This is a genomic window from Trichormus sp. NMC-1 (assembly GCF_001858025.1).
Taxonomy (GTDB): Bacteria; Cyanobacteriota; Cyanobacteriia; order Cyanobacteriales; family Nostocaceae; genus Anabaena.
This window is the reverse complement of sequence record NZ_LZQD01000002.1, coordinates 741208-765419: the sequence shown is the minus strand read 5'-3', so window position 1 is coordinate 765419 and position 24212 is coordinate 741208. Positions and strand designations below refer to the sequence as shown.

The window sequence follows — 24212 nt, the reverse complement described above, 5'->3', positions numbered from 1 at the left end:
TTTGTGTTGTGGATTTATTTAACGAACCACGAAGGAGCGAAGAGCGCATAGAAATAACACATACAAGTCATTAAGATAACAAATTATCTGTATTAATCCTTTCAAGAAAATCTAATAAATTTGGTTGATAATTTTCCTGTTGAGATTTTTGTATTCTCGGTTGATTTTTCAAATCACAATCTGAAGCTTTTCCCTTTTGTTTTCCTTTTTTGGAATTAATAGGTATATATATATACTGATCGTGTCTTATTTCCAGTAATCCTGCAAATAAAAACCATGATAAACACCTACGGTAATCCTTGATATCTCCATTATTACTCACATATTCATTCTCTAATAATATTTGATCAAACTGATCGCGAGTAAAACGTTCATCAGGCTGATATTTTCTGTAAATTTCACTAACTAATATATCTGCCACTAAGTAATCAGCCAATTTTTCGGCAATTTCATAGTCGGTTAATTTTCTAAAATTTTCAGATACTTTAACTAAACCAGAATTCTTCTCAGGTTCAAGAGGTAAAAACTTTTGTAAATCTCGAATAGCATGGTCAACTGTATCCGTTTTGTTAATTTGATATGTTAAATTTAGTTTGTTAGCCACCTCAAATTTAGTTAAGTTACTATTTAATAAGTGAAATACTTGTATTGCTATTAATATTCTAGTATTAGGTTTAAATCTTATATTTAATGATGGTAACGTGCCATTTATAATATATTCACGAAATATATCAGCATAAATTTTGTAATTGCTTTCTGTTTCAATGACTAGACGATTACTTAAAAGTTTATAAATAATATGATCTCCATATTTATCTCTTACCTTTTCTATTGAAACAGGAGAATTAACAGCAATATACTTTAAACAATCATAATAATTTTCACCAATTGCTTTTATATTATCTCTATCTCTATCAAATATTTTTTCGATACTAGTATAATCTACTAAATTAACAGTTTCATCATATTCATCATATATTTTATAACAAATTTTCTTTAATAGCCAAGGCATATTTTGGCAATTATCTGACAACCAATATTTAAGATTATCTTCTAATCTCTTTATGTGAGTATTATTAATTAAAAAATTCTCAAATTTCTTTAATACTTGTTCTGTGTCTTTTTCTGAGAACATAAACTTATTTAAATCTATTATTTTACTACTACGTTTAATTTTTTGCCAGAAGTGATATTTGGGGTTGTTAGGTGAAATACTAACATCTTCTCGCCAAGAAAAACCAAAAACTATATTTTCTTGAATATAATTAATTTCATTAGCAACTTCCCTGAAATCTTCATACATAGATTCCCATGAATTTTTAGTTAAAACTTCTTCAAATTGATCAAAAAACATAACTATTATTTTACTTTCTTCTCTTAACTTATTTCTTAATAAATTAATGGAGTCACTTTCAAAAAAAGGATACTCTAAACTATCTATCTTTATTTGATGATTCGGTATATTAATAAATTCTTTATCAATAGCTTCTTGCAATGTAGTTTGAATAGCATTTGCTAGAAAATACTTTGCTTTATTATCATTAACACCGCTAATATCAATACCACGTATATGAAGAAACTTATATTCTTCTTGACTAGATTCTTCTATTAATTTAACTAATAATGATGATTTACCTACACCTGTATTACCAGTTAAACAGACTATTCTTGAATCAGCTTGATTATCTTTTACCTCTTTTATAAATTCCCAAAATATCTCTTTTGGTTTTAAACGTCCAACAAAATCTTCTGGATTACAAGGTAAATGATACTCATCAAACTTATCTGCTTTGCGTATTCTGGGTATAACCATTTTCTTAAATTCAGATTCTCTTGCTATATTAAATGCTTGATAAACATTTGTGTTTAAATTATTATTATCAATAACTGTTAAATTATATTTTTGATATTCATCAAATTTCTGAAAATAATCTTTCCAATAATCTTTAGAATAATTGCGAGTTAATTTAGTAGGAATAATAAAAACTTGGCTATTTTCAATATCATCATCTATTTTTTCTAAAACCCAAACAAATTCTTTCTCATATGTTATTAAAAATGTAATCCTACTAACCGATACATTTCCTAATCTATCTAAGTTAGGCTTTTCGATATGATAGGCATTTATAAAAATTTCAACCAGGTCTTTACCAGCCCATACAGTTAATTTATTATTATTTTTCTGATTAAAATTATCCGCAAATGTTCTACCTTCACCTTCTAATTCAGATGCAGATAATAAAAATCCACGACTAAAATCATAAGTTGAAAGTATTGATATTATCTTTCCTACTTCATCAGAACCAATTTTATCTTTATGAAATTTACATTCTACAGCAGCTTTTGATTTTGTATCTTTATCTTCTAATCCGATATCAATTTGTACTCCCGGCAACCTTATATTATGAGTAATCTCCAATCCTCGCTGTCTAAATAAACAAGCTGTTACTTCTTCAAAAAAATCACCCTTTGCTTTTTTACTTAGTGAATTAGGTATTAACATTTTAAATATTAAATTTGTATGGTCATAATTCATACTCATTTTTATCCTTTATTGTTAGATGCAATACCATTGTACTATTTTGCACTAAAATGTCAATTATACCAACTGGCGAATATAATTCGCGTCTACACAGACAAAACCCGCCTTCGCGGGTTCAAAAATCTTGTTATTAGTCCACGCAGGTGGACTTCGTTTGTATAGCCGCGATTTCTAATCGCCAGGGCTTCTCAATCATCCATTGATTCTGTAAACAAAGATTCCAAATTTCGATAACCACTAACGACACGCACAATTTCAATTCCACCATCAATAACTCGATAAAAAATAACGTAACCATCCAAAGGAACACCCCGCAAATCAACCCTAATATTTTCATAGCTACGCCCCATATTAGGGAAATTAGCTAAATATTTACATTTCTTCTCAAACTCATCAACAAAACGCTCTCCAGCATCAATATTTCTATTTGCAAAATAATCAATAATTTCTGATAAATCCCGACTAGCTTCTGGAGAGATAATATGTATTATCATCCTTGTATTTCTCTCGCTTGACGCAACTTATCCCGCAATTGTGAAATCACAACATCCCCATCAATACCTTCCCCTCTATCTAATTGTTCAATAGCAACATCCACCTTTTCCCGTGTTTCCTCCACCCAATTTTGATAACCCTTATCCCACTCTAAAAGCAACTTCAAAGCCTTACTAATTACATCTTCAGGATTTGTATATCTACCCGTTGCAATTTGCGCTTGAATAATTTGCTCTAATTCCGGTTTAATTTGGATATTCATGATTTCACCTTATCATCATTAAAAGCTGCTGCTAACTCAGGACTAATAATAGCTATAGAACTTTCTTTCCATTCATAAATAATAGCATCAATCAAATCCCAAGCCTCATTAGAAGTATCAGTTAAACGAAAAGCCTCACTCACTTCTTTAATAAAATCTTGCAATTCATCAGCATCAAAAACCCGCAACCATCCATAAGGATGCTCATAACCAATTTCTTGACCCAACAACAACCGAAACGCCACCGATAACACCTCAAAAACAGCCTTACTTTGTGTTACCCCCTTCACTAAATAAGCCACATCTTCACGACGCAACAGTGCAAAAGATTGGTCATTTCTAGTGATAGTAATTGGGTGTTCATAAGCCTTATCTAGAACCTTTCCAGGTTGACGATTTAACTCAGTGGCTGTCACTAACTCATCTGAGTAAGCATTGCTAAAAATTGCAATTGACATGATACCTGCGTTTTCCAGAAACGCTGACTTAATCTGGATATGATATTACGTAATATTATACGTAACCCTTATCATTTGTCAATAGGTAACATTACAAAAACCTTTGTACTTGCAATTCTTCCTTTGCGTCTTTGCGCCTTTGCGTGAGATAAAAATATTCATAACTTCTTGATATACTAGAAACATTCTTAAATAATCATCTCATGTTAACCATAACCATTGATGAAATCCAAAAAAACCTCACTAGCTATCTTCATCAAGTAGCAGCAGGAGAAAGTATTATTATCATTGAAGCAGGTAAAGCGATCGCAGAAATAAAACCAGTTCCCAATGTTATGGAAAAATTAGATTACCCTGAATTAGTACAACAAGTATTAGCAACACATACAGACGGTCATTGCTCTGAAGGAACAGAAATCGAGTTAATATTTGATATTCAAAGAAATCGCTATCTAGTAGTTCATATAGGTTGGGAAGGTGAAAATAGAACGTATGGTACAATGATTCATGTAGATATTAAAGATGGAAAAATTTGGATTCAGCGCGATTTTACAGAAGAAGGAATTCCTAATCAATTAGTAGAGTTAGGAGTACCGAAAACAGATATTGTGTTAGGTTTTAGAGCGCCTCATATTAGGCAGTTTACTGGTTTTGCAGAGGGTTAACTTTTTTGCGTTCTTCCTCTGCGTTCTCTGCGTCTCTGCGTGAGACAAAAAGATTCATAACAATTGCTATACTAGAAAGATTCCCACCCAATCATCTCATGTTAACCGTAACCATATATGACTCTTAGCCAATTTCACCCCTATCTTTCCCCAGAAGAATATTTAGAAGCTGAAAAATCTAGCCCTATTAAACATGAATATATCCAAGGGCAAATTTACGCAATGGCTGGTGCTAGTGACGCTCATGTGACAATTACCGCTAACTTAGTCGCCCTTTTAAGAAACCATATTCGTGGTACAGGATGCCGTCTTTACGTCGCTGACATGAAAGCGAGAATTGAATCTTTAGATATTTTCTATTATCCTGATATTATGGTAACTTGCGATTCAAGAGATACACAATTTGAATATTTTAAACGATATCCGAGTTTAATCATTGAAGTTTTATCACCTTCTACAGAAGCCTTAGATAGAGGTGATAAATTTAGTGATTATCAAGAATTAGACACTTTACAAGAATATGTTTTAGTTAGCCAAAATCGTCAAAGAATTGATTGTTTTCGGCGTAATCCTGAAGGAAGATGGGAACTTTATAATTATAAAGGAAATCAACAATTAGAATTAAAAAGTGTGAATTTTTCTTGTCATCTAACTGATGTTTATGAAGACGTTACTTTTCCTACAAATTTGACTAAATAAAAGATGATTTTTTAGCTCTTCCTTTGCGTCTCTGCGCCTTTGCGTGAGAAAAAAATATCTCCAACCTCAACACCAGCAACTCTCAACTTCTATTAGGCACAAAAAAACCCTAAACTAGGGTTGAAACTGAAATTTAATTTCACAAAAAGCTGAAAAAATCAAACACCATACCGATTTTGATAGTAAGCCAAAATTTGTTTGACTCTCTGTCGGTTTTCTCCCTTAGCATTTGCTGTCCAGGAAATCTGCAAACCATCAACTTGACTTTGACTATAATCAAACTGCGAAGAAGTCTGGGAAATTAAATCCACCTCTATTCCTTCTACTTGACGCAAATGAGCCGCTATCTCTCGATATACAGCCAAAGGTAAATTTGGGAATTCAACTTTTTCTTTAATCTGCTCCATACAACTAATATAAAACCGGAAATCTCCGGTCATTAAACTTTATTTCCTGTTTTTTCTCAATCCTTGAAAGCACTCCCAAACTATATCTAAACGATTGATAGCCGCCTTCAAATCACAGTTATGTTTGAGAGTATCACAAAATTTTAAAGCGGTGTTAGCATCGAAATAGGATCGCCAGCGGAAGCAGTTGTTGAGGGCTGAGAGTTAACAGGTTTTTCACCTACTGCTTTACCTACTTCAATACCATATTGTTCCAAAATTACAATAGGGTTTGAACCTCTGTTCATTTCAATCCGTTTAATCAAAACGCCATTACCTAATAATTGCCCCGCTTGTACATAGCGACTGGTTTTTTCCTCAGGTACTTTGATAATTGCCTGGGGTTGTCTCCCAATTAAAACTACACCACTCACTAAAACTGCTTTGGCCGCTTCAGGTTGTGGTTGTGGTGGTAATAAAGGCTTTATAGGTTGGTTGGCGACAATTTGGGGTAAAACCTTAGGCAGCGGTGAATTTAGTTGAGGTTTAGGTTTGGGCTTAGGTAGAGTGGCAGTTACTTTTGGATTAAGATTGCCATTTTTGACCAACGCTGGATTTGTGGGTTTGATTGGAGTTCTATTTTGTACCGTTTGCGTCTGTTGTGGATTGGTGACTGTAGTAGGCAGAGGAGGTATTTTGGGAACTTCTAGTTTTGTACCTTCATTGCCGGGTATTTGGGAAATGGTCGGCTTAATAATTTCACCGAAAGGATCAGGTCGTCCTTTTGCTATCAGACCCGGTTGCAAATCGCCGTTAGTCGATTGAATGATGCCATTATTAATTAAAGCAACAGGTCGAGTAGCACTAGGTGGCACTACAGGATTTGGAAAAGTTGGATTTGTTGGTGGTTTCTGGGCTGCTACTTGGGGAGTAGGCACAGGGCTAGGAGTATTAGTAGCTTCTGGAGTGTTTCCTGAACTACATCCAGCGATCGCCAACATGAAAATAGCTGTAGCTGTAATTTGTGATTTTATACCCATTAGCTGTTCTCGAAAGCTATAGGAACGTTTACTTGTGGAAATCAGCACGCCCAAAATTGGTATTAAAGGCGAAGTCTGTTTTCTTTATAGCCTACATTTTTACACTTTTAGGGTTCTTTTTAACACTGTCAGTCCAGCATAACTACAGTTTGAGTTAGTTGATCGGAAATTCAAGAGTTTGAATCTGCGAATGTATCCTTTACGGCAGCAGTACCCATAATAACGTTTCACTTTAAGGTGGATACAAATGGACAGACGCTCTTACGTGGAAGGAGATTCATACAGCAGAATTCAGGAGTCAGGAGTAGGGGCGTATTGCAATACGCCCGTACAGGAGTCAGGAGTAAAACTGGCTTGCTGTCTAGGTTTCAATTTTGATTGTGTACCTCATTGATCTGCAATCTGCTATATGTAGTTTTAATTAAGTGAATTGATACAACCCTCTTCACTATGGGAACCTGCTGCGAATAAGCAAAAATTTGATTTGAATTTTGATTTGAATTTTGATGTGAATTTTGATTTGTTAATCTTCTGCTGCACCCATCAGATTTTTCAATAAATCCAGTCCTTTTTTGACTCTACGAGACACCGTAACCACGCTAATACCCAAATGTGCTGCCACTTGCTTCTGTGTCAAATCCTGCAAAAATACGCATTCTAAAACTTCGCGGGTGCGGTTCTCTAGCTGGACTAATGCTTGTTGCAGACGCATTTGGTCTTCTTGAGCTAGTTGAAAGCTGCGGTAATGAGGATCAGGAACCAATTCACCCAAAGAAGTAGCCCCTTCTTCTCCATCTTGTATTGGTACATCCAAACTCAGAGGAGAGCGGTTGACCCATGCTAATTTAATCTCTTGCCATTCACTCACAGAAATTTCTAGTGCTGCGGCTAATTCTGAATCAGTTGGTTGGCGGTTATATTTTTCGCGCAAAGAACGGGAAACTCCGATGGCTTGCTGTTGCAGTGCCAACCACCGTCGGGGTATTCGCATAGTCACACCTTTATCTCGCAAATAGTGTTGAATTTCCCCGCGAATATATGGCATTGCATAAGAACTAAAGGCGTGTCCTTTAGAAAGTTCAAATCTTTCAATCGCTCTAATTAAACCTAAGCAGCCTACCTGGATCAAATCGTCATAGCCTTCATTGCATTGATTGATCCAGTAGTGAGCTTCTTTTCTCACTAATCCAAAATTTAGTTTCACTAGTTGATTGCGAATGCGTTCTGAGGGATTTTGCTCATACTCTCGCAATAACAGGGAAATCTTATGTTTTAGTTCGTTTGTGGCTGTAGTATGCATGGCACATTGGGTATTAAGCAAATAATTGAGTTGAGTAATCGCTGTTCAATTGCGCTCCGATGCCTGCGATGAGTGCATCTATCGCACCGGGAACTAGACTAAAATCGTTCTTGCCGAACCCACAAAACCCTATGGCAGTCAGAACTTTTTGCTAAAAAGCATTCCATCAGTAGATTCAGAGTCCAGCCTAATTTTTAGCGAAATTGATATGTTTGTTTTTTATTCAAACGAGTCTGGTCTATGTTGTAGCTTATAAAACAATTACCATAGAATCAAAATATACAATTACCGCTCGAATGTCAAACGGAGATCGTACTTAATTTAACAAATTCAATATGAGGTTTACTTATAAGTATTTGATCAGAGTATTCTTTCTTGTTTTCGGTCTGTAAAAGTTGCCCATTAGTGATATTGCGTATTTAATTTTCTTAAATTCACATAATCTTTACATAAAAAATATAATTTACGTTTATTTTCTCAGTGAATAAACGAGATTGGGCATAAGACAACTGTTACCAGCCCCCTGAAAAAAAACCAGATGCTCCCTGAAAAAACAGGAGGCATCTGATTAACTAATACATTTACTTCAGTCGGACAATACGGGGAAAACCGATATCCCGCACGATAGCAATCTTGTCAACAAGAGGATTTAGACGCGATTACCTTCAACACGACCGTAGAATAAACCGCGAATCTTCACTTCTTTAGGCTCACCAGCACCTAAATCTGTGTCCGATGGCTGTTCACTCTCGAACGTACCAGCTATTTCGCCACTAGCGCTATCTACTTTAGCTACTCGTAAAGAAATTTTGCCACTTAGGATTTCTGCACGTTTAACGTTAGTACGAGTTAATTCTTCATCATCCGCTTGAGCGGGAAGAGCCACAGCATTATCGTAACCAGAAACCACACCACGACCTTTAGGATCTAGGAAAGCAGCACCACGATAGGAAGGAACCTTAAAAGTACCTTCAAAGTCGGTAGAAGTGTTAATACTGGTCGAATTTGGTTGTGTTTGAGCAACCAAGTTTTTAATGGTAAACAGGAAAGGAACTAGTTCACCACCAGGAAGTTTAACAGTGATGGCTTGGAAGTCAAGACCGTCTGATTCTACAAAGGTCAAGCTATTGTCGGAATTGATTTTTAGGTTGCCTTGTACTTGGTCAATGGTAGATGTGTACCTAGTCAATAAGCGACCAGGAACGAATTCTGCCTCTAGGCGTTTGTTAGCGGGTTCTTCTTTGACAAAGAAATTTGTTGGTTCTAAGCAAAGCTCTTTGATGGTGTAGGACTGGCTGCCATCCAGTCCAATGGAACCACGGCTTGTTTCTGTCAGTTGAGGACATTTGTTAGCCAAGCCAGTACCTCGAATTTGTTCGTAGGTAAGTAGATCTTTACCACTCGAAGCGGGAGCATCACTACAAGCAGTGATTAGCCCTAAACATAAAGCCAAGAAAGCCACAATTAAAGCGCGATACCTCATGGTCAACCTCAATGTCAAAAATTAATATCTAAAGTTGTCTACAAAAAGAATACAGGAGTATGGCTAACGCCACGCTATCAGCAGTTCAGGAACCGCTGCCGGGAAGCAAGCTACAGAATTCTTCTCAATTTCTGGATCAGATCATACGATTTTTCTTAACTCAAAATCAAAGCACTCCAGTTGGAAATAAGAACTTGTTGATCCCAGTTAGCTTCACTAGAGGCTGTGTTACACTTACCTCCTCTGTTTTAGAAGCGATCTCTTCTCTGGAGGCATCGCAATTACCTTTCCCATCTCGATTGGGCTTTAGTTTAACCTAACGAAAGCACTCAAGAAAGCTGTATTTAGCGGAGATAGGTAAAGCTAAAACCCTCTATAAACAATTAAAAAATCACAATCTTCGGTAAATTTGAGTTTACCTTGTATGCACGGAGAGATTTACATGAGCAGCGATAAAAATTCTGAATTAGAGAAAATTTCTAGTAAGTTACAAGTAATTGCTACAGCGGTAGACGATGCAGCAAAAACCTGTCACGGTGATGTGATAGCTCTACTGGCTCTGCTGCGACAGTTAGAGCAATTACATAGAGATATTCGAGATGGAATGTTTCAAGATAGCTTACCTGATAACCGTCAGAGACTCTACTCACTGCTGAAAGATATTCAGTCTGAGGGTGGTTGGCCTTATATTGAACGGATGCGACTCAAAGCCTTTTTGGTGAATTTGCCAGTAGAAGCTATTCCCGAAAATACTCCACCCAAAAACACTCATGATGTTTTCCCAAGCGATAGCTCCTTGGAATGGTAAGTTAGGAAATAGTTTTGAGTTTTAAATTTATAAATTCATAGCTCTGCAATCAACTCTCAAGTCAGTGCTTGAGGTTGATGCCATTTTCTAATCTCCTTTGGGTTCAAGATAGTTACCTGAGCTTGCCATATTCTCAAAGGTTTTTAGGTATCTTTCTGATAAATTAATTGATCAGAAGAATGTATCTAATGAATTAGACTAAAACCAAAAAGGAGTTTGAATGGCTGGCATGATCTCAGTTTCCCGCAGGGATTTAGCCCACCGTCGTAAGAAATTACGTCAGCAACGGCAAATAAAAATTATTCAGACTATTTGGCGAACTTTTGCAGCTTGTGGTCTGGCAAGCGGATTAGTATGGGCAATAATCCAACCAATGTGGGTACTAAAGGCTCCTGCACAAATAGTGATGAGATCGGGCAACCAGCAATTTTCAGAGCGAACTATTCGGTCACTGTTGGTGTTATCCTATCCTCAGTCTTTGTGGCGGATCAAACCAAATGCGATCGCACAATCTTTGCAGCAACAACCAACTATTGCTCAAGCCACCGTCAGTCGGCGTTTGTTTCCTCCTGGGTTAATTATCGAAATTCAACAACGACTACCAGTAGCAATAGCACAAACGAGCAAACAGCAAAAAACGATTGATTGTAGCAGTAACCCTCAATCCTCCGAAAAGTCTCCTGGAGAACAGCCACAGAACTGTCTACGAAATACCAGTACTGCCAACAAACAGGATAATTGGGGCTTAATAGATGCTTATGGGGTTTGGATGCCTTTAGCAAAATACACTTCACTTAATCCCACTGGCAAACTACCTAGTCTCAAAGTTATTGGCTCACCACAACAGTACCGCCCCTACTGGACTCAACTTTATCAAGCTCTCAGCCAAAGTTCTGTAAAAGTCACGGAAATTGATTACCAAAATCCCACCAATTTGATTTTGAAAACAGAACTAGGAAATGTGCATCTCGGCGTACCTAGTACCCAATTACCTGATCAGATCAAGCTACTTGTGCAAATGCGACATTTACCTGCAAAATTTAATCCTGGTCAAATAGAGTATATTGATCTCAAAAATCCCGATTTTCCATCAGTACAAGTGAACCAAAAAACCAATATTAAGTCTCAAGACCCCTAAGAACATTAGATCTGTTTGCTTCAACCAGCCTTGGGAAATAAACAAGTTTTCTAGTGATCAAGATATGAGTTAATTGTAGTGTTTTCGCCACCAAAACAAAAATTAGCATTAAGTTTTATTAAAATGACAGGATAAATGATAGAAACTCATTTGAGATGAACAGATACTCAGTTGTTAGCCTAACATCGGGTTTCTCGAAATTAAAGGCGGTCGGGGGGAAATACCGCCTGAATTTCTGTATGTGTTGCTCCTGTGACATGAGTTCAGACTTTTCTGTGCCGTAACTTCTCTTGAGTAGCAGAGCGTATCTGGCTCTCCTGGTTGATGACCGCTACTGATTAAGCAAGGTTTGTGTCTAAAGCTGCAACCATCTCTAATGGTGAAATCTATTGATTATGTGATTAACGCAGAGAAGATTGTCCGCAAAGCATTTTTACAAGTTCTATCGTCTTGTGAAAATTCGGGGTGTGGAGTTGCTTTTACTCTGCTAAGGTGTATAAGAACTACTTTAAACTCTTTAGGGGAATCAACTCCAAAATTAAACAGAGTGGATTTTAAAGGTATTTTACACTATAAAGAGTTCAAATTATACAATTATTTAAGATATTTTCTAGTAAATGATACGGAAGGATCGACGATAGTTGTAAAAATGCTCACAAAATAAAACTTTTAGCAAAAATAGGGGAAGGATATTGGGCATACCAAAAGCATACCGGGACAGATTAGCAACATATCATTGAAGACATTGATGTCTAGATCAATTTGTATAGACCAATTGTCGGACAAAATAAGTATACTTCTCTAGAATTTAGTGGTGCGATAGCCTATGTTTAAAGCTTATCTCATAGCTAATTATCGCACGTCCAATCCGGTTAGGGTTGTTCGTGTTGAGAACAATAAAAAACACTGCCACAATCTATGGCATGGTCAAACTATAGTTGACTCTTAGGTGAATAACACCGGAAAAAGTCGTTTATCTACCTTTCAAAAATCCAATGACACTCGATAATAACCAAGAGCTTACCTATAAAAATTCGCAATCTGTCGGACAGCCAGGTTTCTCTTTAGCAGTTAACGCCAACAATCCCTTTAATAGTTCTGGGTTGAACTACGGACAAAATCACGATAGTAAGAAAATTACTGAAAATAGCCGCATTGGTGAAATTGTTCCCGGACGAGTCGCCAACATTAAAGTGATTGGTGTCGGTGGTGGCGGTGGCAATGCTGTTAACCGCATGATAGAGTCTGATGTCTCTGGGGTGGAATTTTGGTCAATTAACACCGATGCCCAAGCTCTTACCTTAGCTGGCGCTCCTAGTCGGTTGCAAATTGGACAGAAACTAACAAGGGGTTTAGGTGCAGGAGGTAATCCTGCTATTGGTCAAAAGGCAGCAGAGGAATCTCGTGATGAGATTGCTACGGCTTTAGAAGGTGCAGACCTAGTGTTTATCACCGCTGGTATGGGCGGTGGAACTGGTACGGGTGCAGCACCAATTGTGGCAGAAGTGGCGAAAGAAATGGGCGCTCTTACTGTCGGTGTGGTAACACGTCCATTTGTATTCGAGGGACGGCGACGCACTAGCCAAGCCGAGCAAGGAATTGAAGGCTTGAAAAGTCGGGTGGATACCCTGATAATTATTCCCAATAATAAGCTGTTGGAGGTGATTCCTGAACAAACGCCTGTACAAGAAGCTTTTCGCTATGCTGATGATGTGTTGCGTCAAGGGGTACAAGGTATTTCTGATATCATTACGATTCCTGGGTTAGTCAACGTTGACTTTGCCGATGTGCGAGCAGTTATGGCAGATGCAGGATCAGCATTGATGGGCATTGGTGTGAGTTCTGGCAAATCTAGAGCTAGAGAAGCTGCGATCGCCGCCATTTCTTCACCTTTGTTAGAATGTTCTATAGAAGGAGCTAGAGGAGTTGTCTTCAATATCACTGGGGGAAGTGACCTGACTTTACATGAAGTCAATGCGGCTGCTGAAACCATCTATGAAGTAGTTGATCCCAACGCTAATATTATTTTTGGCGCAGTAATTGATGACAGACTGCAAGGAGAAGTCAGAATTACTGTGATTGCGACTGGGTTTACAGGCGAAATCCAGGTGGCACCACAACAAAATGTGGTTAATACAAGAATAGTCACTCCCACCAATACTAGAAAACCTACACCACAACCAACTGTTAATCAACCCAACCCAATTCCAGAGCCTAAAGAGAAACCCGCATTAGATATTCCTGATTTTCTCCAACGACGACGCACACCACCCAAAAATTAACTGATTGTGGATTTGAGATTTTAGATTAAATTTGCAGTCTCAGTTGCGGTTGAGTGCTGTATACAATTTGCTAGTTTTAGGGTTTATTTCACCAAGGAGGGGTCAGCAATACGGTTGCTACCCCAAAATTTTATCGGTAGTTGCTTGTTAGGGCAAAGGCGACTGGTCACTCGATTTTGGATTTACGATTTTGGATTTTGGATTGACTCCACCTTCAAGTGTAGAGCTTGAAAATTTTGGATTTGGGATTTACGTTAGCGAAGCGTACGCAGCGCAGCGAGTATTTTGCCGTCAGTAGAGGACGGGGAACCTATACCAAATTTTTTTTAATCTAAAATCTAAAATCTAAAATCTAAAATTCCTGGTCAGTAGTTTACCAATTACCAATTACCTTTTTCCCTGCCTCAACTAGAAACTGCATAACTTGGGTTGTTTAGCTTCTGCTCAACCCATTCAATAACCTGATGACCAAGATGTGTTCCATCTAAACGGTCAATCTCACGAATTCCCGTGGGACTGGTAACGTTTACTTCCGTCAAGTAGCCACCAATCACGTCAATACCGACAAAAATTAAACCATCTTGACGGAGTTGGTCGGCTAAAACGGCGCAAATTTTCTGCTCTGAGGGGGTAATTTGGGTTTGAGCCACAGTACCGCCTGTGGCCATATTATTGCGAAAATCACTGCCATTGGAAAGGCGATTGAGCGCCCCAATAGGTTCACCATTGAGCAAAATAATCCGCTTGTCTCCCTCTTTAGCTGCTGGTAAATAGTTTTGTACCATCACAGGTACTCGACCTTGGAGAGTACTAAGTTCGACGATAGAATTGAAATTGCGATCGCCTGATTGCAAAAATAAAATCCCCTCCCCAGCTTTGTTACCTAGTGGTTTGAGAACAGTTGCTCCCTTGGCTTCCACAAAGGAGCGGATAACTTCCTTGTCAGCACTGACAATCGTTTCAGGAATGCATTCGGTGAACTGAAGGGCATACATTTTCTCATTTGCACTTCGGATACCACTAGGACTGTTAATCACCAGGGTTTTATTTGGGTCAACGTAATCCAAAATGTAAGTCGCATACAGGTAGGAATCGTTGACGGGTGGATCTGTCCGCATAAATACAGCATCCATTGATTCTAAGGAAGTTAAGACCCTAGAACTTAACTTATACCAAGGATTTGCTGCTATCCAACGTCCCCCTACCAACTTCACTGGTACAAGTTCTACCTGCTGTAGCACAGCCCAAGCTTTGCTATCCACAACATTCAGTAGGTTAGCTTGAGTTATCCAAACTTCATGACCTAAAATTTGCGCGGCTTCCATGAGAGCAACACTTGTGTCATGGCATGGATCAAGCTGATGGATGGGATCTATAATAAAAGCCAGTTTCACCCTCTTTACCTCAATCACCAAGAATGTAATGGGTCAATTTAGATGATCTCACTGATTGACGTAGAAGCTAAACTTCTAGTCCCTGAGATTACTTCTGTGGATTTGCTTTAAATGCTATCAGCAGCGAGCAGTTCATCTAACTTGCCTTGACTGTCTAAAGCGTGAATATCGTCACAACCACCAATATGATCATCATTGATAAAAATTTGTGGCAGAGAGCGTCTACCATTTGCCCTTTGAGCCATTTTATTCCGTGCGTTTTCATCTCCATCAATGCTGTATTCGATGAAATCAACTTCTTTGTTCTTCAGCAAGCTTTTAGCACGGATGCAAAATGGGCAAGTACTCCAAGTGTAAATTTCTACTTTTGCAGTCATAATATTTTTAACTTAGATCAAAATACTGTTCAATTTTAGCTTAAACAGCAAGGAACCTGTCACTTAGCAGTTCGCGGTAGCGTTCTGTAGGAAAGGAAGCTGATGAAAAGTTGGCACTTTAAAGCTAAAGTTAGCAAAATTTATTTTGAACTGGGTAGTGTGTATCTGCGTAGTGTCCCTGACACCAGTCAGCAAATTCACGTTATGTATAAAATCTTTATATCTTTACACCAAATTCACTGTAATTATCTATAAGATGAAGATAATATGAATTAAACCGTAACCCAATTTACATTCTTAATTTAGTCCTTGTACTATTGATAGTATAGAAACACTTAAAAAAAATTTACACTTAGAGATTTACATTTATGAAATTAGCATCCATTGCTACAGCACTTGCAGCCGTTACCGGAATCACCATCGCGGCAATAGCTATGCCAGCTTCCGCCACTACTACTAACTTTGGTTTTGGTAACATCGAATCTGGTGACACAGTTGGTGATGCTTTTGCCTCAGGCTTATCTTTTAATTTCACCAATAATAATGACGGTACAGTTCTGTTCAAATTCTTAAACAATACTTCTGGTCAAAATGCCATTAAGCAATTTGCTTTCAGCGTTGACCCTACAGTGTCTGGTCTTCTATCTGGTATGCAGCTAAACGTTGGTAACGTTGGTAATGTTAATTTTGCCGCAAATACTCAAAATTTATCCCAAAGCAATAAGATCTCAGGATGGGATGGAACAACTTTTGGCGGCGGAACAACCGGAGGAAACAACAAATCAGTACAAGTAGGCGAACAATTGGGTGTTAAGTTTACTGGTGTCTATGATAATATTTTGGCAGCCCTAAACAATGGTAGCTTAAAGGTAGGTCTCCACGTTGGTAGTTTGCCAATAAATGGAACTGGAGATGGTGGAAGTGATAGCTACGTAAATCTCTACACTCCTCCTGCACCTCCTCCTGCTAGAGTTCCCGAACCAGCCTCTTTGGTAGGTCTTGGTTTAGTCGCCAGTGGCATGGTAATGGTTCGTCGTCGCCGCACCTTTGCTAACTAATACTCCAAAATATTTCACACACGCGAGATTAAAACTTGTACTTAGCCTAAAACTTTCCAGTCGTTACAGAGTGATACCTGTTGCGGCTTATTATTTTTTATCCTCTTCTTGCGGAGGTGATATTGCGGTGAGGAAAGAGAATTTTGTGATTGTTGCACAAATGGCGTAATCATAACTACTAATTAGGGCTTGCTGATAGCGCAGCGTGGCGTAAGCCATATAAATGTAAAACCAAGATAAATCAAGGGATTCAGGGGTAAAAAAGGTGAATCAGGTGCAAGGAATAGACATGAAACCCATCAAAAATCCAAAATTTTAAGGCTCTCCCCGTTGCGGGGAGAGGTTTATCAGAGGGCATCATTTGCCTTCCTACAAGCGAATCATCCTGGAAAAATGAATGATGATTAATTAGGGCTTGCTGATAGCGCTTTTTCAGCTTTCGCATTTCCTCAAAACTGAGGGGACCGACGTTGGTATGTGGTAAAAATCCCATCTCTATTGCTAATGCACACAAATCATTATTATTTTTTATCCTCTTCTTGCGGAGGTGATATTGCGGTGAGGAAAGAGAATTTTGTGATTGTTGCACAAATGGCGTAATCATAACTACTAATTAGGGCTTGCTGATAGCGCAGCGTGGCGTAAGCCATATAAATGTAAAACCAAGATAAATCAAGGGATTCAGGGGTAAAAAAGGTGAATCAGGTGCAAGGAATAGACATGAAACCCATCAAAAATCCAAAATTTTAAGGCTCTCCCCGTTGCGGGGAGAGGTTTATCAGAGGGCATCATTTGCCTTCCTACAAGCGAATCATCCTGGAAAAATGAATGATGATTAGCTTATTTACCCACCATCAACAGCATATTCGATCAACTGAGACAGACGATAGCGTAGAGTTTCTAAACCTAAACGCTGACTAGCGCAGATAAACACGGCTAAGGGAAATTCTTCTTTAGCTAAAGCCAGTGTTTCGCTGCTCACTTGATCAATTTTGTTAAAAGCTACCAAGGCAGGGCCAGGAGCAATAGGCATTTGGGCAAGAATATCCCTAACTGAGCGAATATGACTCAACCAAGCAGGATGGGACAAATCTACCAAATGTAGTAGAGCATCAGCTTCTGTGACTTCCTCCAAAGTGGCGCGAAAGGCATCCATTAAGGAGGGAGGTAACTCATGAATAAACCCCACCGTATCTGTTAGTAAAGTTTCCTGAAGTTCATTAGTATCTGCATGAGGAATGACCAAGCGACGTGTGGTGGGGTCGAGTGTGGCAAACAGTTGGTCGGCTGTGTAAACTTCAGCGTTAGTGAGGGCGTTGAGTAAGGTAGACTTACCCGCGTTGGTATAACCCACCAAGGCCACTGAAGGAACTTCACGATGTTGTCTTCGTTGACGTAAGCGTGAGCGATGAGCTTGCAACTGGTTGACTTCATGTTGTAGTCGGGAAATTCGCTGCTGAATTGCTCGGCGTTCAGTTTCCAGTTTTGTTTCACCAGGCCCGCGAGTCCCAATACCGCCCCCTAGTCGGGACATGGTACGACCTCGACCTGTGAGTCGTGGCATCATATATTCTAACTGTGCCAGTTCGACTTGTAATTTCCCCGCACCTGATTGGGCGCGTTGAGCAAAGATATCTAATATAACTTCTGTACGGTCAACTACTCTGACCCCAATTTGTGCTTCTAGGTTGCGGACTTGAGCGGGTGAGAGGTCTCGGTCAAAGACGACAAGATTGGCTCCCAAGGTTTGGGCTGTGAGGGCAACTTCTTGAACTTTACCTTCACCAATGACGGTTTGGGGATGAATGCGCGATCGCTTTTGTTGGAGTATCTGCAATACATCTCCCCCGGCTGTATCCACTAACCGCACCAATTCTGCTATGGTGTCTTGGAATTGTTGAGGAGTGGTGCTATCCGTTATTACCCCGACAATGACCACACGATCATTGTCAGCGCCTACTTCTTGAGCAATATATTCCCGGCGGAATTCTTCTTCTAGACCTTCCACTAAGTCCAGAAAGTCCTGTTCTGCGATCGCATCTAAACTCTGAGGTGGCGACACGCTGGAATATAGAGTTGCGTCTGGGGTAGTGATTCCCGAAGACTGAGTTAAAACTAACTGTTTGCTATTATTGGCTACTAAATGTGCCAAATAAGCTTCTTTGACGTAACCTGTCGCACCACCGCCTCGTCGGGTAAATCCCGATCCAGTAATGTTTAATACTACCAAAGCATCTAAGCGTTGTAGTGCCATGGCGGTTAATGCCGCTTCATTTGGTGGTTCTGGCTTGAGATGGGTAGCTATACAACGAATCCCACTCAGACGTTCTGCACCGTAACGGGGTAGTTCTAGAGGTGGAATTTGAGTTTGACGTGGACTGCCTACCCCCACCCGAATCACTTGTCCGCGACGGTTGAGGTAGGCACATACAGGCTGATTTAGTTCCGTACTAATGGCGGCCAGACGCTGGGCGAACTCCGATGTTGTGATGAGATTGCCCGATATGCGCTGGTGGTACAGCCGCTGTAGTTGTTTCAGCTGGCTGGACTTTAAACCTTGGAGATTACCGAAGATGGTCTCTATAGACGTTTATGACCAGTGAACTGGCCCCCCCTAATCGTTCTATTGCTCTATTGTCTATTTTACAACAGAGAGTGAGTTGTCAGGTCTATCTGTTGGCAGATGCTTTTGCGTTTTGTAAAAATCATGTATTTAACAGCGATGAGTACACCTGCAAGTTTTTTGCCTAACCGATACAAAAAAGCTAACTAATGCTAATGCGATCGCACAAAAGCTGATCACTCAACCAACTTGCAAACTGAGGATATACTGGCAACCTTGGTACTAACTCCCATCCCCCAAGCTGTAAAATTTCTCTCAATGCCTGTTCTTGCAAATGAGGATAATCAGGATTCACTTCATCTTTAGGACTTATTCCCCCCAAATCCCTCGCACCCGCAGCTATACAAGCAAGTAACCATTCTTGATCTTGAATTAAATTGGGCGGAATTTGAATTGTAATATCTCTTGGTAAAATCTGCCTGGCTTTGGCGATGACTTCGGGTAATTGATGAGGGTCAAAAGGCGATGCATCAAAGCTTTGCTGACTTCCCGGACTGTGGGGTTGCATGATCACTTCTTGTATATGCTGGTAGCGTTGATGCAAATCTGAGATAGCGGCTAAAGTTTCCCACCAATCATTTTCAGTTTCGCCTATTCCCAAAAGCAGTCCAGTAGTAAAAGGAATTTGCAACTCTCCTGCCCATTTTAATTGTTGCAGCCTGACTTCTGGTATTTTACTAGGCGCGTGGCGATGCACTGTATTTAGTAATTGTGGTGTTAACTGTTCCAACATCAACCCCATCGACACATTTACATTTTTCAGCTTTCGCATTTCCTCAAAACTGAGGGGACCGACGTTGGTATGTGGTAAAAATCCCATCTCTATTGCTAATGCACACAAATCATAAATTCGCTGTAACCACGCCGAACGCCTTGGTGAATGCGGATGAACTTCCCCACTGAGGATGAGGATTTCACAGACATTCTGACTTTGCAGTTGTTGTAAAATACTCTTGGCTTCTGCCAGAGTCAACCAGGGATCTTGACCGGGATCTGTGCGGAAATTGCAGTAGGAACAGCGGTTAAAGCATTCATAAGTCGGGACGATGGTGTAAGCAGGGCTATATGTAACAATATTTTGATTTTGACTAAATGAGAACATAGGACATATATATAGGGTTTGCTGTATCCCTTACGGGAGCCGTTAGGCATAAAACTCTTTTGGTTAGGGCTAGGAGTCAGTAGGGGCGTATTGCAATACGCCCGTACAGGAGTCAGCACTTCTCTTCTCCTGTCGGAGACACTACGTGAACGACTACGCTCAGTGAGCGGACGAAGAATTAGAAGAAGAGTCTTGAATCTGGTCAAATGATAGGTAAATGAACAGTTTCAACGCTTATTCCTTGCACCTGATTCACCTTTTTAACCTTCAAACTCTTGATATATCTAAGTTTTAGCTTTATTAAGCAAGCCATATATATAAGTAACGGATTTTTCGTGGGGAGTGTTATGCCAAAAGCTAACGTAGCAATGGCTTTCACTTCAAGTGTTTGATGTGGCAGGTGGCTTACTTTCTGGGCTTTAGCGTAGCCATGCAAGGGCTATACCCACCCTACAAGAAAATTATTAGAGAAATTGTTACAAAACATTAACGCCTAAAACCCTTACTGTGTCTGCTTTATCATTCTATTTTTCAAATTTATTAAAAAATATTAAGAAAAATACTTTACAAATCTCAATAAAAGTCCTAATATAAATTCATGAGGTAGAAACACCTACCAAAACATACATAACTCAAACGCAATTATAAACACATGACCACAGCCATTCAACAGCGCCAAAGCGCTAACGTATGGGATCGCTTTTGCGAGTGGATCACCAGCACCGAAAACCGTATCTACATCGGTTGGTTCGGCGTTCTAATGATCCCTACCCTGTTAGCTGCTACCACCTGCTTCATCAACTAACTGTTTGCTATTATTGGCTACTAAATGTGCCAAATAAGCTTCTTTGACGTAACCTGTCGCACCACCGCCTCGTCGGGTAAATCCCGATCCAGTAATGTTTAATACTACCAAAGCATCTAAGCGTTGTAGTGCCATGGCGGTTAATGCCGCTTCATTTGGTGGTTCTGGCTTGAGATGGGTAGCTATACAACGAATCCCACTCAGACGTTCTGCACCGTAACGGGGTAGTTCTAGAGGTGGAATTTGAGTTTGACGTGGACTGCCTACCCCCACCCGAATCACTTGTCCGCGACGGTTGAGGTAGGCACATACAGGCTGATTTAGTTCCGTACTAATGGCGGCCAGACGCTGGGCGAACTCCGATGTTGTGATGAGATTGCCCGATATGCGCTGGTGGTACAGCCGCTGTAGTTGTTTCAGCTGGCTGGACTTTAAACCTTGGAGATTACCGAAGATGGTCTCTATAGACGTTTATGACCAGTGAACTGGCCCCCCCTAATCGTTCTATTGCTCTATTGTCTATTTTACAACAGAGAGTGAGTTGTCAGGTCTATCTGTTGGCAGATGCTTTTGCGTTTTGTAAAAATCATGTATTTAACAGCGATGAGTACACCTGCAAGTTTTTTGCCTAACCGATACAAAAAAGCTAACTAATGCTAATGCGATCGCATCCTTGGTTCGTGAAACAACCGAAACCGAATCACAAAACTACGGTTACAAGTTCGGTCAAGAAGAAGAAACCTACAACATCGTTGCAGCACACGGTTACTTCGGTCGCTTGATTTTCCAATACGCTTCCTTCAACAACAGCCGTTCACTTCACTTCTTCTTGGCTGCATGGCCAGTAGTTGGAATCTGGTTCACCGCTTTAGGTGTAAGCACAATGGCGTTCAACTTGAACGGTTTCAACTTCAACCAATCCATCATTGATTCTCAAGGTCGTGTAATTGGTACATGGGCTGACGTAATCAACCGCGCTAACCTCGGTATGGAAGTAATGCACGAGCGTAACGCTCACAACTTCCCCCTAGACTTAGCTGCTGGTGATGTTGCTCCTGTTGCAATGAGCGCTCCTGCAATCAACGGTTAATATTTCTAGCTTAGTTAAATAAAAAACGCTCTCCTAACGGGGGGCGTTTTTTTTGTTTTTAATTCACTGTCTGAATCAGGATTTGCAGGATTTGAGGATGAACAGGATTTTATTTTTTGTGCATATTTTTTTACACAGGTAAGCGTCCGGTGATGAACATTTTATAGCCTCCTGACATGAGAATTAATGATAGAAAAAATTGCCATAGGCTCGTAGGATTGAGGATGGCTCGACTGCTCATAAATACAAGGATAATTCCCAGAACTACGGGTATCCAGCCTAGCTCTTTCGTACCTCTGGGGAAGAATATTAATATCATCACTCCTATTGTTAGTGCAAGTACAGAAGTATCTGCGGCTATTCCTCTCCACCAGTAAGGATAAACGTTGGTTGTGAAAATGATGTTTTGTCCAACCAAGTAGATGCCTAATATCAGCAAACCAAAGCCGAATATTCTCAGTAAAAAGCCCATGATTACCTTAGTGCAAAAGTTTTGTTTTAATTTAGCACTTACTATACTTATAGTATAAATATTGTTACAACAGTACAAGATACTTATTTTTTTTGTCTGAATCAGGATGTCCAGGATTTAAGGATTTACAGGATGGTAATTTTATGATTCAAGATGTAAATATTGATAATCCGTCCAGTTCTGAGGTAAATTGGAACTATCTGGAAGCGTCCCAACAGTTGCAGTTAGATAAGCAAAATTATGGCTCAGATTATATTCATCTTTATGTTGATGATATAGAAGGTGATTGGCTGGAAAATTGGGCTTGGGAAGATGATTTAACAGATTATATTGATGCTTTTTATCATCATTGTGAACAGGGAAATTATCAATTTGCTTTAGATACTTTAAAGGCTGGTGATGATTTGTTGAATCAGCCAGAGAATTATGAAAAGCGTTTAGAACTTTATGGTTATTTGAGTAAAATTTCAAAAATTTAAGTTTTCACAAACACCATGTTATATAGAAAATAACTGTAATGTTGGTTTGCCTAAAGTCAACCCAACCTACTACGAATTTTATTCAATTCCATTTTCCTTCATGAAATCAATATATTCACGCCATGCTGTAGAGGTTGTTTCTTTAATATCAATTTCTAAATAATTTTCCTGAATATAAGTCAGAAATTCATCAAATACTAATTCAAGCTGTCTTAAAGCCTCTTTAATATCATCCCAATCTTCTTGCTGTTTGCTAGTGAATGGCATATAGTCATGACTGCTAAAAATATAGAAGTCATGTCTAACTGAAAGTTGGTAATGTTGATCGTATGAAAGAGTTTTATCCCATAGAGCATGAATTTTGGTTACTAAGTCTTTAAGCTTTTCATCATAAAGATAAAGCTCGTAGCTATTATAATAAATTTTTTCATGGAAAATATCCCGAAAAAAGAATATTTTACCATCAATTTTGTAGGGAGCTTCGTTGATATGGTTCTTGAGACTCGTTATATGAATTGTTTCCAGAATAGTTTTGATAGTAGAAATATCATGGTTACGCTTCGTTTCTTCCGGTGTAAGTTCATCTTTGTATCTTGGTTTCTTTGGCGATTTTTCAATGATTAGTTTTAAGGCTTCATGAATTTTTTCGCTCAGTTGTTTTTGATTTCCTTGCAACTGCTTTTCGGTAACATCTTCTGGTTTAGGACTTAAATTATAGTCAGTAATGCGATTTACTACTATATCAAAAGGTGCATCTTTTAAATCACCATAGGAGGTATTAAACAACATAATTATTCTGTCCCAACCAAGATGTGCAATTGCATATCCTAGTTCAATCATTACATTTGGGTTAGGAACAGTTCTTAATTCTTGTGGCTTTTTTCTACCTTCTGTAGCTTGCAGATTTTTTATAGCTTCTATAACTTCCCTTTCTCTAACTTCTTTATTAATTGTCGTTATGTCACAAATAAAGGCATCAGCAGATGCAATTTTATCAAAAATAGCGGATGGTATATGAGGGCTTCCAGGTAAACCACGTGTCGCTTCATCTATAATAATATGTAAATCAGTTTCTTTAAACTCATGTTCCAGTTTATTACTCGCTATTCTGATAGCTCCTTGAATTATTCCTTGGTTAGTTTCTTTGGGTAAATCAGATTGCCAGGAGTAGAATACTGTAAATTGCGTCATAATGTATATTGTTGGAAGTTTCTTTATATTGCAAACATTTTACATCACAGTTTGTAATTATCA

The 24212-nt window shown here is 39.0% G+C and carries 24 protein-coding genes and 3 pseudogenes; 10 read left to right on the top strand and 17 right to left on the bottom strand.

The window, feature by feature from the left end:
- Positions 1-70: 70 nt before the first annotated feature.
- The 4 genes from A9Y75_RS10090 to A9Y75_RS10075 form a co-directional block, all read right to left on the bottom strand.
- Positions 71-2536, bottom strand: a complete 2466-nt coding sequence (locus A9Y75_RS10090; RefSeq protein ID WP_177176144.1) for a restriction endonuclease — start codon at positions 2534-2536, stop codon at positions 71-73.
- A gap of 194 nt (positions 2537-2730) precedes the next feature.
- Positions 2731-3036, bottom strand: coding sequence for a type II toxin-antitoxin system RelE/ParE family toxin (locus A9Y75_RS10085; RefSeq protein ID WP_071189429.1), 306 nt, complete (start codon positions 3034-3036; stop codon positions 2731-2733).
- Positions 3033-3299 carry a type II toxin-antitoxin system ParD family antitoxin gene (locus A9Y75_RS10080; RefSeq protein WP_071189428.1) on the bottom strand — a complete coding sequence of 89 codons (267 nt, stop codon included), beginning with the start codon at positions 3297-3299 and terminating at the stop codon, positions 3033-3035. The genes A9Y75_RS10085 and A9Y75_RS10080 overlap by 4 nt, the downstream gene beginning before the upstream one ends.
- Positions 3296-3757 (bottom strand): hypothetical protein, encoded by a 462-nt coding sequence (locus tag A9Y75_RS10075; RefSeq protein ID WP_071189427.1) that lies wholly within the window; start codon positions 3755-3757, stop codon positions 3296-3298. The genes A9Y75_RS10080 and A9Y75_RS10075 overlap by 4 nt, the downstream gene beginning before the upstream one ends.
- Positions 3758-4092: 335 nt before the next feature.
- Between A9Y75_RS10075 and A9Y75_RS10070 the strand changes: the two genes are divergently transcribed.
- Together A9Y75_RS10070 and A9Y75_RS10065 are read left to right on the top strand one after the other, a co-directional pair.
- The gene (locus A9Y75_RS10070) at positions 4093-4422 is read left to right on the top strand and encodes a XisI protein (RefSeq protein ID WP_071189669.1); all 330 of its coding nucleotides are present in this window, start codon (positions 4093-4095) and stop codon (positions 4420-4422) included.
- Positions 4423-4539: 117 nt separating this feature from the next.
- Positions 4540-5121: a Uma2 family endonuclease gene (locus A9Y75_RS10065; RefSeq protein WP_071189426.1), complete on the top strand. Its 582-nt coding sequence runs from the start codon at positions 4540-4542 to the stop codon at positions 5119-5121.
- A 158-nt stretch (positions 5122-5279) separates the two neighbouring features.
- Here A9Y75_RS10065 and A9Y75_RS10060 read toward each other — a convergent pair whose 3' ends face one another.
- Both A9Y75_RS10060 and A9Y75_RS10055 read right to left on the bottom strand, forming a co-directional pair.
- Entirely contained in the window at positions 5280-5561 is a 282-nt protein-coding gene (locus tag A9Y75_RS10060; protein ID WP_236721367.1) for a hypothetical protein, read from the bottom strand.
- Positions 5562-5671: 110 nt separating this feature from the next.
- Positions 5672-6595, bottom strand: a complete 924-nt coding sequence (locus A9Y75_RS10055) for a hypothetical protein (protein ID WP_343232397.1) — start codon at positions 6593-6595, stop codon at positions 5672-5674.
- 199 nt (positions 6596-6794) lie between these two features.
- Between A9Y75_RS10055 and A9Y75_RS28385 the strand changes: the two genes are divergently transcribed.
- Positions 6795-6941: a hypothetical protein gene (locus tag A9Y75_RS28385; protein WP_177176143.1), complete on the top strand. Its 147-nt coding sequence runs from the start codon at positions 6795-6797 to the stop codon at positions 6939-6941.
- Positions 6942-7070: 129 nt separating this feature from the next.
- Here the strand turns inward: A9Y75_RS28385 and A9Y75_RS10050 are convergent, their stop codons facing one another.
- Positions 7071-7847 (bottom strand): RNA polymerase sigma factor SigF, encoded by a 777-nt coding sequence (locus A9Y75_RS10050; RefSeq protein ID WP_071189424.1) that lies wholly within the window; start codon positions 7845-7847, stop codon positions 7071-7073.
- Positions 7848-8496: 649 nt separating this feature from the next.
- A complete protein-coding gene (locus A9Y75_RS10045; protein ID WP_071189423.1) occupies positions 8497-9330 on the bottom strand; it encodes a photosystem II manganese-stabilizing polypeptide in 834 nt (277 codons plus the stop codon).
- A 442-nt stretch (positions 9331-9772) separates the two neighbouring features.
- Between A9Y75_RS10045 and A9Y75_RS10040 the strand changes: the two genes are divergently transcribed.
- The 3 genes from A9Y75_RS10040 (at position 9773) to ftsZ (ending at position 13558) form a co-directional block, all read left to right on the top strand.
- Complete coding sequence (locus tag A9Y75_RS10040; RefSeq protein WP_071189422.1) at positions 9773-10138, top strand: hypothetical protein; 366 nt, start codon at positions 9773-9775, stop codon at positions 10136-10138.
- Positions 10139-10358: 220 nt separating this feature from the next.
- Positions 10359-11276, top strand: coding sequence for an FtsQ-type POTRA domain-containing protein (locus A9Y75_RS10035; protein ID WP_071189421.1), 918 nt, complete (start codon positions 10359-10361; stop codon positions 11274-11276).
- A 995-nt stretch (positions 11277-12271) separates the two neighbouring features.
- Positions 12272-13558, top strand: coding sequence for a cell division protein FtsZ (gene ftsZ, locus A9Y75_RS10025; RefSeq protein WP_071189419.1), 1287 nt, complete (start codon positions 12272-12274; stop codon positions 13556-13558).
- Between the two features lie 404 nt (positions 13559-13962).
- On the opposite strand, the gene gshB is transcribed toward ftsZ, so the two are convergent.
- Positions 13963-14952 (bottom strand): glutathione synthase, encoded by a 990-nt coding sequence (gshB, locus tag A9Y75_RS10020; protein ID WP_071189418.1) that lies wholly within the window; start codon positions 14950-14952, stop codon positions 13963-13965.
- A 107-nt stretch (positions 14953-15059) separates the two neighbouring features.
- A complete protein-coding gene (gene grxC / locus A9Y75_RS10015; protein ID WP_071189417.1) occupies positions 15060-15329 on the bottom strand; it encodes a glutaredoxin 3 in 270 nt (89 codons plus the stop codon).
- 368 nt (positions 15330-15697) lie between these two features.
- On the opposite strand from grxC, the gene A9Y75_RS10010 reads away from it, so the two are divergent.
- The gene (locus A9Y75_RS10010) at positions 15698-16387 is read left to right on the top strand and encodes a PEP-CTERM sorting domain-containing protein (protein ID WP_071189416.1); all 690 of its coding nucleotides are present in this window, start codon (positions 15698-15700) and stop codon (positions 16385-16387) included.
- Positions 16388-16477: 90 nt separating this feature from the next.
- Here A9Y75_RS10010 and A9Y75_RS30115 read toward each other — a convergent pair whose 3' ends face one another.
- From A9Y75_RS30115 to cofG, 4 genes are all read right to left on the bottom strand, one after another.
- Positions 16478-16606, bottom strand: a complete 129-nt coding sequence (locus tag A9Y75_RS30115) for a hypothetical protein (RefSeq protein ID WP_269086284.1) — start codon at positions 16604-16606, stop codon at positions 16478-16480.
- A 31-nt stretch (positions 16607-16637) separates the two neighbouring features.
- Entirely contained in the window at positions 16638-16991 is a 354-nt protein-coding gene (locus A9Y75_RS10005; RefSeq protein WP_071189415.1) for a hypothetical protein, read from the bottom strand.
- A gap of 240 nt (positions 16992-17231) precedes the next feature.
- A complete protein-coding gene (gene hflX / locus A9Y75_RS10000) occupies positions 17232-18971 on the bottom strand; it encodes a GTPase HflX (protein WP_071189414.1) in 1740 nt (579 codons plus the stop codon).
- 181 nt (positions 18972-19152) lie between these two features.
- On the bottom strand, positions 19153-20112 hold the full coding sequence (gene cofG / locus A9Y75_RS09995) for a 7,8-didemethyl-8-hydroxy-5-deazariboflavin synthase subunit CofG (RefSeq protein ID WP_071189413.1): 960 nt from the start codon (positions 20110-20112) through the stop codon (positions 19153-19155).
- A gap of 652 nt (positions 20113-20764) precedes the next feature.
- Here cofG and A9Y75_RS27485 point away from each other — a divergent pair.
- Positions 20765-20911 (top strand): annotated as a pseudogene (locus A9Y75_RS27485) (photosystem II q(b) protein); the annotation flags it as partial.
- 9 nt (positions 20912-20920) lie between these two features.
- Here A9Y75_RS27485 and A9Y75_RS26375 read toward each other — a convergent pair.
- Positions 20921-21382, bottom strand: a pseudogene (locus tag A9Y75_RS26375) (GTPase HflX); the annotation flags it as partial.
- 202 nt (positions 21383-21584) lie between these two features.
- Between A9Y75_RS26375 and A9Y75_RS09980 the strand changes: the two are divergent.
- Positions 21585-22007 (top strand): annotated as a pseudogene (locus A9Y75_RS09980) (photosystem II q(b) protein); the annotation flags it as partial.
- Between the two features lie 130 nt (positions 22008-22137).
- Here A9Y75_RS09980 and A9Y75_RS09975 read toward each other — a convergent pair.
- Positions 22138-22479, bottom strand: coding sequence for a hypothetical protein (locus tag A9Y75_RS09975; RefSeq protein WP_071189411.1), 342 nt, complete (start codon positions 22477-22479; stop codon positions 22138-22140).
- Between the two features lie 143 nt (positions 22480-22622).
- Between A9Y75_RS09975 and A9Y75_RS09970 the strand changes: the two genes are divergently transcribed.
- On the top strand, positions 22623-22958 hold the full coding sequence (locus A9Y75_RS09970) for a hypothetical protein (RefSeq protein ID WP_071189410.1): 336 nt from the start codon (positions 22623-22625) through the stop codon (positions 22956-22958).
- Between the two features lie 78 nt (positions 22959-23036).
- On the opposite strand, the gene A9Y75_RS09965 is transcribed toward A9Y75_RS09970, so the two are convergent.
- Positions 23037-24149 carry a hypothetical protein gene (locus A9Y75_RS09965; protein ID WP_071189409.1) on the bottom strand — a complete coding sequence of 371 codons (1113 nt, stop codon included), beginning with the start codon at positions 24147-24149 and terminating at the stop codon, positions 23037-23039.
- Positions 24150-24212: the final 63 nt, after the last annotated feature.

Excerpts from the sequence above, each read along its gene's own strand:
- A9Y75_RS10090 (WP_177176144.1), bottom strand. The coding sequence starts at position 2,536 with ATGAATTATGACCATACAAATTTAATATTTAAAATGTTAATACCTAAT.
- A9Y75_RS10085 (WP_071189429.1), bottom strand. The coding sequence starts at position 3,036 with ATGATAATACATATTATCTCTCCAGAAGCTAGTCGGGATTTATCAGAA.
- A9Y75_RS10080 (WP_071189428.1), bottom strand. The coding sequence starts at position 3,299 with ATGAATATCCAAATTAAACCGGAATTAGAGCAAATTATTCAAGCGCAA.
- A9Y75_RS10075 (WP_071189427.1), bottom strand. The coding sequence starts at position 3,757 with ATGTCAATTGCAATTTTTAGCAATGCTTACTCAGATGAGTTAGTGACA.
- A9Y75_RS10070 (WP_071189669.1), top strand. The coding sequence starts at position 4,093 with ATGGAAAAATTAGATTACCCTGAATTAGTACAACAAGTATTAGCAACA.
- A9Y75_RS10065 (WP_071189426.1), top strand. The coding sequence starts at position 4,540 with ATGACTCTTAGCCAATTTCACCCCTATCTTTCCCCAGAAGAATATTTA.
- A9Y75_RS10060 (WP_236721367.1), bottom strand. The coding sequence starts at position 5,561 with ATGACCGGAGATTTCCGGTTTTATATTAGTTGTATGGAGCAGATTAAA.
- A9Y75_RS28385 (WP_177176143.1), top strand. The coding sequence starts at position 6,795 with ATGGACAGACGCTCTTACGTGGAAGGAGATTCATACAGCAGAATTCAG.
- A9Y75_RS10050 (WP_071189424.1), bottom strand. The coding sequence starts at position 7,847 with ATGCATACTACAGCCACAAACGAACTAAAACATAAGATTTCCCTGTTA.
- A9Y75_RS10045 (WP_071189423.1), bottom strand. The coding sequence starts at position 9,330 with ATGAGGTATCGCGCTTTAATTGTGGCTTTCTTGGCTTTATGTTTAGGG.
- A9Y75_RS10040 (WP_071189422.1), top strand. The coding sequence starts at position 9,773 with ATGAGCAGCGATAAAAATTCTGAATTAGAGAAAATTTCTAGTAAGTTA.
- A9Y75_RS10035 (WP_071189421.1), top strand. The coding sequence starts at position 10,359 with ATGGCTGGCATGATCTCAGTTTCCCGCAGGGATTTAGCCCACCGTCGT.
- ftsZ (WP_071189419.1), top strand. The coding sequence starts at position 12,272 with ATGACACTCGATAATAACCAAGAGCTTACCTATAAAAATTCGCAATCT.
- grxC (WP_071189417.1), bottom strand. The coding sequence starts at position 15,329 with ATGACTGCAAAAGTAGAAATTTACACTTGGAGTACTTGCCCATTTTGC.
- A9Y75_RS10010 (WP_071189416.1), top strand. The coding sequence starts at position 15,698 with ATGAAATTAGCATCCATTGCTACAGCACTTGCAGCCGTTACCGGAATC.
- A9Y75_RS30115 (WP_269086284.1), bottom strand. The coding sequence starts at position 16,606 with ATGGCTTACGCCACGCTGCGCTATCAGCAAGCCCTAATTAGTAGTTAT.
- A9Y75_RS10005 (WP_071189415.1), bottom strand. The coding sequence starts at position 16,991 with ATGATTACGCCATTTGTGCAACAATCACAAAATTCTCTTTCCTCACCG.
- cofG (WP_071189413.1), bottom strand. The coding sequence starts at position 20,112 with ATGTTCTCATTTAGTCAAAATCAAAATATTGTTACATATAGCCCTGCT.
- A9Y75_RS09975 (WP_071189411.1), bottom strand. The coding sequence starts at position 22,479 with ATGGGCTTTTTACTGAGAATATTCGGCTTTGGTTTGCTGATATTAGGC.
- A9Y75_RS09970 (WP_071189410.1), top strand. The coding sequence starts at position 22,623 with ATGATTCAAGATGTAAATATTGATAATCCGTCCAGTTCTGAGGTAAAT.
- A9Y75_RS09965 (WP_071189409.1), bottom strand. The coding sequence starts at position 24,149 with ATGACGCAATTTACAGTATTCTACTCCTGGCAATCTGATTTACCCAAA.